Source organism: Tunicatimonas sp. (assembly GCF_049647865.1).
In the GTDB taxonomy this organism is placed as follows: domain Bacteria; phylum Bacteroidota; class Bacteroidia; order Cytophagales; family Cyclobacteriaceae; genus Tunicatimonas.
Genome location: NZ_JBARYM010000361.1, coordinates 1 through 2,104, shown reverse-complemented (window position 1 = coordinate 2,104; position 2,104 = coordinate 1). Strand labels below are relative to the sequence as shown.

Annotated in this window: 2 protein-coding genes; both read left to right on the top strand. The window is 44.8% G+C overall.

The genetic code is table 11. The features are described from left to right. Positions 1 to 704 (top strand): His/Gly/Thr/Pro-type tRNA ligase C-terminal domain-containing protein (locus WBA23_RS10695; RefSeq protein WP_424582269.1); only part of this gene is annotated, 704 nt, incomplete at its 5' end. A gap of 47 nt (positions 705 to 751) precedes the next feature. Then, a partial coding sequence (locus tag WBA23_RS10690; RefSeq protein WP_424582268.1) for a hypothetical protein occupies positions 752 to 2,104 on the top strand: 1,353 nt, incomplete at its 3' end.

Sequence of the window (2,104 nt, the reverse complement as noted above, 5' to 3'; positions counted from 1 at the left end):
AGCGCGGATTTTCGGACGAAGCCATCCAAAAGCTATCTCCGGTATTTAGTCTGCAGGGAAGTACCCAAGAGATGCTCAGTGCTACCTCAGCAATAGTGGATTCGTCGGAGGTGGGGCAGCAAGGAATAGCCGAATTGAAAGAAGTGTTAAAGATGGCTCAATCACTGGGTTCTTCACTAGACCACGTTCGGTTTGATCTAACCCTGGCCCGGGGCTTATCGTACTACACCGGAACTATCTTTGAAGTAAAGGCGCAAGATACTACAATCACCAGTAGCATTAGCGGCGGTGGACGTTACGATAATCTGACCGGAGTGTTTGGTTTACCCGACGTATCGGGCGTCGGTATTTCTTTCGGAGTCGACCGCATTTACGATGTAATGGAAGACCTAAACCTATTCCCGGAAGAAAGCTCAATTGGTACCCAGGTTTTGCTGATCAACTTTGATAAAGAGTTACAGCCTCAGGTGATTCCAATTCTATCTCAATTGCGTAACCAGAGCATTCGGGCCGAAATGTATCCTGATGCGGTGAAACTGAAGAAACAATTTAGTTACGCTGATAAAAAAAATATTCCCTACGCTTTGGTCATTGGTACCGATGAGATAGCGAGCGGGCAGTATAGTTTAAAAAATCTCAAGAGTGGTGAGCAACAGTCTTTAGCGTTAGAAGCAATCATTAAGCAACTCCGAGCCAATCGTTAGGCAATAAGAGACCCCAGTTAGTAGTTACTATTCTAAACACTTCCGGTTTGCTAGCCATCAGATTCTATATATTTCTACTACTTTGGGGAGTTATCAACATAGCTAACGCCCAAGTTACCGAGAGTGGACCAGCCGGTAATTTTGCGGTAGATAAAATAAGAGGGTGTGCGCCCCTGACGGTAACATTTACCGATTTGAGTGATCCTTTAGTAGGTGGACCACGAGTGTATAACTTCGACTACAGTCCGGGAGATAGAATTCCAGTTAATCCCACCACCGATACCGATACTACCTACGCTATTCCTGGCTCGTATCTAATAATTCAAGTACTAGGCTCACAAATTGATAGCGTTCGTATTGAAGTGCTAGAACCGCGCACCCCGCAGTTTCAACTACTTAATTGCACCGAAAACCGAGTTTTTGTAGATATCCAAGATGATTATTATGATCTGTTAGAAATTGATTTTGGGGATGGCACCCCGTTGGAAATAGTAAGTACAGACCAACCTTCTTTCATTCATCAATATGCTGTTGCTGGTGAGTACACCGTTGGTATACAAGGCTTATTTAATGTTCCTGATAATTCGGGTTGTGCCGGCAGTACGGCTACTTTCAACACGTTTGCTGGAGGTACTTTTCCAGCAGCAACACTGCCCGAAGTAGAAGTTCTAGATGAAACCAGCATTCGCGTAATCTACAGTTTGCCCAGTGCAGATGTCAGTTATCAACTTCGGGTGACGGAAGAAGATGGTACCACTATTACCAACTATCCGTTACCTTCTAGCTCTACCGAAATAGTTATTGAGCAAGATGATTGGAACACGCGCGAGAATTACTACTGCATGTCAGTGGTGGCCGTAGACCCTTGTGAGCCGACGAATAGTGTTCCTTCTAACGAACTTTGCACTATTGCTTTGCAAGCTACTGCCGAGGATTTGCAGAATAACTTAAGCTGGCAAACTGAGTTAGGTCTGTTTAATCAGTATCCGATCTTTCGGGATGGAGAACTTTTGATTACCTCTGTTCCTACCAATTATGAGGATGCTGACGTAGTTTGCCAACAACCTTATCTTTATCAGATAGTTGCCAACGATGGAGTGGGAACAAGTCGTTCGGAGGCTATTCCTCTCACAGCCATTAGCACTACCGTACCGGAAGCAGTTTCCAGTCTTACCGCAGGATTACAGGACGTATCAATTACACTAATGTGGCCAGAAGTGGCTGATGCGCAGCAGTACTATATTTACCGTACGCAAGCAGGAACCGCAACGGTTCGCTATGATTCTATCGTACCCAATGCACTAACGTTGCCTTACGAAGACCCCAACGTAGAAATTGACCAAGAATATTGCTATCAGGTAAGCTATCTTGATGAGTGTGGAAATGAATCTGTACTGAGC